This is a genomic window from Okeania sp. SIO2F4 (assembly GCF_010672385.1).
Lineage (GTDB): Bacteria > Cyanobacteriota > Cyanobacteriia > Cyanobacteriales > Microcoleaceae > Trichodesmium.
The window spans coordinates 1-5,221 of sequence record NZ_JAAHGT010000696.1 but is presented as its reverse complement, the minus strand read 5'-3'; the positions used below and the strand labels follow the sequence as shown (position 1 = coordinate 5,221).

General features: G+C 36.8%; 3 protein-coding genes. 1 reads left to right on the top strand and 2 read right to left on the bottom strand.

Going from position 1 to position 5,221, the window contains the following annotated elements; all coding sequences use genetic code 11:
* On the bottom strand, nucleotides 1-1,843 hold a 1,843-nt coding region (locus F6K22_RS30690; protein WP_293106957.1), incomplete at its 3' end, for an AAA-like domain-containing protein.
* A 508-nt stretch (nucleotides 1,844-2,351) separates the two neighbouring features.
* Here F6K22_RS30690 and F6K22_RS30685 point away from each other — a divergent pair.
* Nucleotides 2,352-2,531 carry a hypothetical protein gene (locus F6K22_RS30685; protein ID WP_293106954.1) on the top strand — a complete coding sequence of 60 codons (180 nt, stop codon included), beginning with the start codon at nucleotides 2,352-2,354 and terminating at the stop codon, nucleotides 2,529-2,531.
* Between the two features lie 699 nt (nucleotides 2,532-3,230).
* On the opposite strand, the gene F6K22_RS30680 is transcribed toward F6K22_RS30685, so the two are convergent.
* Complete coding sequence (locus tag F6K22_RS30680) at nucleotides 3,231-4,790, bottom strand: cation:proton antiporter (RefSeq protein ID WP_293106951.1); 1,560 nt, start codon at nucleotides 4,788-4,790, stop codon at nucleotides 3,231-3,233.
* Nucleotides 4,791-5,221 lie beyond the last annotated feature (431 nt).

Below are 5,221 nucleotides of genomic sequence, written 5' to 3'. Positions count from 1 at the left end.
TTTTTAAATACTCTTGAATTTGCTCTAAACTTAAGGGCTGTAAATATATAGCTGCTTGAAATTTTAACTGACTTGAAAGAGCTTCATAATCACGAATCCGGCTACACACTACTATTTCTGTTTGTCCGTATTCTTGACAAAATTTATTCAAAGCATCTACACAATTTTCTCGTATATCTCTACTAACTTCATCTAAACCATCAAGTAGTAAAAGTAACCTTTGTTCTTGTATCCAAGCTTTACCAATTTGTTGAGAAACTTGATATTTAGTATGTAATTCCAGAACTAACCAATCAGCGATCGTTTGTTTTTTTCCCTCCCAAGAAGACAAATTAAAAACAACAGGTATGGGTTGAGTTAAATCGGCTTCAGTTCTATTAATCAAGTCTCGCGCTAATTCTAATAAAGTTGTAGTTTTTCCTGAACCAGGTTCACCCAAAATTAATAAAGTTCGACCTGCACCTAACTCATCAAATTTATCAATAATTCGAGTGCCTGGCGGTAATTCTTGTTGCGGATTTCCTAAGTCTTCCCACAGTAAACCCCAAGGACGATTTACCGCATTTTTTCGTTCTTCTAATCCTAATTCAATTAATACTTTGCCATGCAAGGAAGTTTCTAAAACTCCTTTCACCCAATAATTTTTCACCTTGTTCAACAATATCTGGCAGTTCCGATATTCCTGCCGATTCATTGATAAATTAGCATCGGACTTTAGAGGAGAATTATTATCTTTTACTTTCTCTACTTCTACCAAAACATTATTAATCCAATTTCGACTAAAAATTGTTTCGTAGATACGGTTATAAACTTTTAATTTGCCTCGCTGCTGTACGATCGCTCCAGTTAATCTTAATTCTAATTGCTCTGAATTTTGATGAACTTTTACTCCTTTTGTCTGCAAAATTTTTTGATATAGCAATAATAATCTATGGCTTCGCTCGCTTAATAAAAGGCGGTCGCGAATCGTTCGTAAATGTTGTGGTTCATCCTGACTTTCCCAATTATTTATGATGAGAGTTTTTACTAAATCTTCCACCCATTCTTTTTCCTTACCAGTGGGTATAAAAGACTCAGCTCTTAGAGCAAGTTGACACAGTTTTTGAGTCAGAAAAGGTTGCCCCCCAGTCCAATTTAATATCGCTTGTAATACTGCTTGAGGATTAGTAGATTTTGTAGCTAATCCTGTGACTAAAGGTTGAGCTTCTGTGAAAGTAAAACCAGTTAATTCAATTCCACGACCAATATTAAACGGACTCCGCAGTTTATCTTGAATTAAATCAGAAGGAGTTGCTACACCAAAAAAAGAAAAAGTTAGACGCTTATATTCTTGATTTTGTGCCCTTTTATCATAACAAGAGCGAATGACTGTAAAAAAATCATCCACTTGAAATTTTAAACTGAGAATACTATCAATTTCATCGATAAAAATTATAATCTTTTGGGGGATTAACTTAAGGATAATTGATTGAATAAATTTACTAAAACGCTGCCCATAAGATAAATTATTATGCTCAAACCACCAAGTTGTTAAATCGAAGCTATTGTATAAATCTAAACTACTAACAATACTATCAATTACACTTGCGTACCACTGTTCAGGAGTAATATCTAAATTACCAATTGCACTTAGATCGATACCAGCACAAACAATTCCTTCTGTTTGTAAAACTTCCATAGTTTGTATTCTTAAACTAGACTTACCCATCTGTCTAGAATTAAGAACATAACAAAATTCTCCTACTTTTAATCCACGATATAATTCTATATCTGCTTGACGTTTGATATAGGTGGGAGAGTCAACTGCTAAACATCCACCGACTTGATATTGATAATTTGTCATTTCAGTTATAGCGCTAGGGAATAGGGAATAGGGAATAGAGAATAGTAGACTGTTCAAGGGTTTTTCGCATAGGGAAAAGCTCCCCTAACAGGATTTATAAATTACCAAAATTAGTCATAAATTATTTTTTACCTTTTAACTTTTGAGTTGTGCGCAGTGCTATATATTTCTAATACCAATTTGAAAAAAGAGTGCTATACTTAGGTTAAATTTCAATTATTAAGTCAGGACTTACGCAAGGGTACTATATATAGAGTGCAAAAACTATAACGTTATAGTTTTTGACACTACATACATGGTCTCTGCGTAAGTCCTATAAGTAATTAACACAGGCGAAATAATTTTTTTGTAATTATTAGCAATTTATTATTAATTAGGGTTTACCGATTAAATATCAAAAGATTGGCAACTCGAAGGTATTGAGGATTTTAGGTGATGAAAAAATACCAGTTTTTGGGTGAAAAAAGCTGAAAAACTGAAGATTTTGGGGTAAAGGGAGACAGAAAAATTGGCGTTGCATATTTGCGCATGGGAATTAGTGTGGGGAGTGTGGGGAGTGTGGGGAGTGTGGGGAGTGTTGGGTCTTTTGCCTCCTGGAATTATAGCCTTAGAGAAAGAGGGAGTAAAAGATGGAATTTACCTTTTGTGCAAAGATTCATCCCTTGGTTCAGCAACGCCGAAAAATTAAGGGGCTATTTTTCGACCACCTCTTCATATAACTCCTAGTTCCTCTTGAGTTTTAACTACTCCCTACTCCCTACTCACTACTCCCTACTCCCAGCATCAGACTTTTGAGCGCAAACCCTAATTATTCATATTTTTAGTTCTCTGTAGGGGCGGTTCGCGAACCACCCCTACTTATCACCCTTGTTATAATACCAAGCGTGATAAATGTTTGTTACAAATGGTAGAAGTAAGCAAGAAGGAAAAAGCAAGAAGGAAGAAGGAGTAAATATTGAAAAAAAGGGGAAAATGATAGATATAACTATCTTACCTTTTCGTAGCATTCTTTTTTCAAAGTGGTATAAGTAGGTGAGAATAAGTAAATGCAATTAAGGCAGGGCAGGTTTTGACGCTTAAATTTCTGAGATAGTAAAACTTTTGGCTAAACTCCCTCTACAATTTTTCTTTTACGTTTAATTAGACCTTGCTGATTAAATCTAAAACCATTGACAGATAAAGGTAAGTGCCTTTTTAGGTCTTGAAAAAGTACAAGGTTTTCGTTCTAAAAATCTCAAAAAGTTAGGATTTTGGGTTGACGCTCTTGCTGAAAAATCAAGGGATGATTTTTCCTCCTGCCTACTCTAAATTTCCCATTTCTCCTGTCTCCTGTCTCCTGTCTCCTGTCTCCTCCCCTCACCCATAAGACTTTTTCAGCAAACCCTACTTACTTCTCAAACACCTCTGCCAAAAGTGGCGACACATTATTATTCAACTTACCTGCTCGAATAAACTCAGCATAAGTATCCGCCTCAATATCTACCAACTCTTCCCGCAATAACTCCATATCCAACGTCACTAACTGAGAATGTTCCGCCTGCATTTCATCAATTTTCTCCTGCAACTTCTTTAACTCCCCTTGCAAAAATTCCGCCTGAGAACGATAATATTCTGGGTCAATTTCCTGGCGCCTTACCAACTCAGAAACATGATTAAGTACCCGCTTTAAAGCTACACGACGAGCGATCGCCTCCATATATTCTTGACGTAGCGGTTGGTCGCCAATTAAACCTAATATTTCTAACATTGACTGAGTGGTTAAACCTTGCACTAACAATGTAAACAATACCACCCCAAATACAACTGCTGTAATTTCATCTCGTCCAGGCAAAATTACAGGTACACTCAAAACCAGAGCAATAGAAACTGAACCTCGTAAACCTCCCCACCAAAGCAAAGTCTGTTCTCTTAAACCAATATTTGAGTTAGCTACCAAATTACTCAAAGCACTCAAACCATAAACCGAAATTGCTCTTGCAATAACCACCGCTCCAATAGCAACTCCTATCAATACTATATTATCTGCCAAAATTGTATATTGAATTTGGTCACCTATTAACAAAAATACTATGGAGTTAACAAAAAACGCCACAAACTCCCAAAATTCACTAACTATTAACCGAGTGCGTGGGTTCATCCCAATGCGGGAACCAAAATTACCTAAAATTAAACCAACACTCACAACCCCAATCACTCCCGAACCTCCAAATTTTTCCGTAATTATATAAGTTCCATAAGCAGAAACAAGAGTTAGCGACTGTTCCACCAAAGGTAGATCGAAACGTTGAGTGAGGTAGGAAATGCCAAAACCAACCAACGAACCAATACCAATACCAATACCAACAAAACTGAGAAAAGTTAATAAAGATTCTGAAATCGAAAATTTCTCAACTGTTCCTAATGGAATTCCTACTAACAATGTAAAAGCAACAACTGCCACCCCATCATTAAATAAACTTTCTCCTTCCATCAGAGTGCGTAACCGTTTACTTGCTCCTAATTCTTTTAATAAAGCAACAACAGAAATAGGGTCTGTTGCTGATAAACTAGCTCCCACCAAAAAGGCGATCGCTAAAGGAATGCCAGTGAAAAGATTCAAACCATAAGCAATACCAACCACAGAAATAATTACACCAACAATTGCAAAAAATCCTACCGGAACTAAGTCTCGTTTTAAGTCTCGCCAGTTTAAATTCCAAGCAGCTTCAAATAATAGAGGAGGCAAGAAAATTTCCAGGATTAATTCAGGAGATAAATTGACTAATCTTACATCAACAAATGCCAGAATTAATCCCACAATTACTAATAATAATGTAAAAGGAATTCGACGGAACAAACTAAAAACCCGTGAGAGAGTAGCTACACTCAGAGAAACAGAAAGAACTAATAGAAATTGTTCTAAGTTTTGCTCAATAACTGTTTCAGTTACCGCAGCTTCTACTGCCATAAATATACTCCTAAATTCAAATAAAATTATCAGCATTTCCTGCGGAATGCGGAGCTAAAAGCTGTCAGCTATTAGCTATCAGCATCGATCGCTCTAATAGACATAGGCGTGATAATTAAAAATAAAATCAATTATCGTCCATAAATCATTAATTCTTTCCCTCTACTCCCGTATGGGCGATTCGCGAATCGCCCCTACTCCCTACTCCCTCTTTTCCACCAGAGGTCTAATATTCTGATGTTATTTAAAATCTTTATCTCAACGTTGGCCCTTGACCCGCGATCTCCTGACAAGGGAGCGTCGCATGGGAAAACCAATCAATGTTGCGGTTTTTCCAAAGCGTGTGCTATTGTACTTAGAGGCTGCTGGGCTAGCAGTGTCAGCGCCAGTCGCTCATGGGGGAGACCCCCAAGACCGCGCTGGCTTGTCTG

What these genes read in the sequence shown, in the direction of transcription:
- F6K22_RS30680 (WP_293106951.1), bottom strand. Translation starts at nt 4,790, where the DNA reads ATGGCAGTAGAAGCTGCGGTAACTGAAACAGTTATTGAGCAAAACTTA.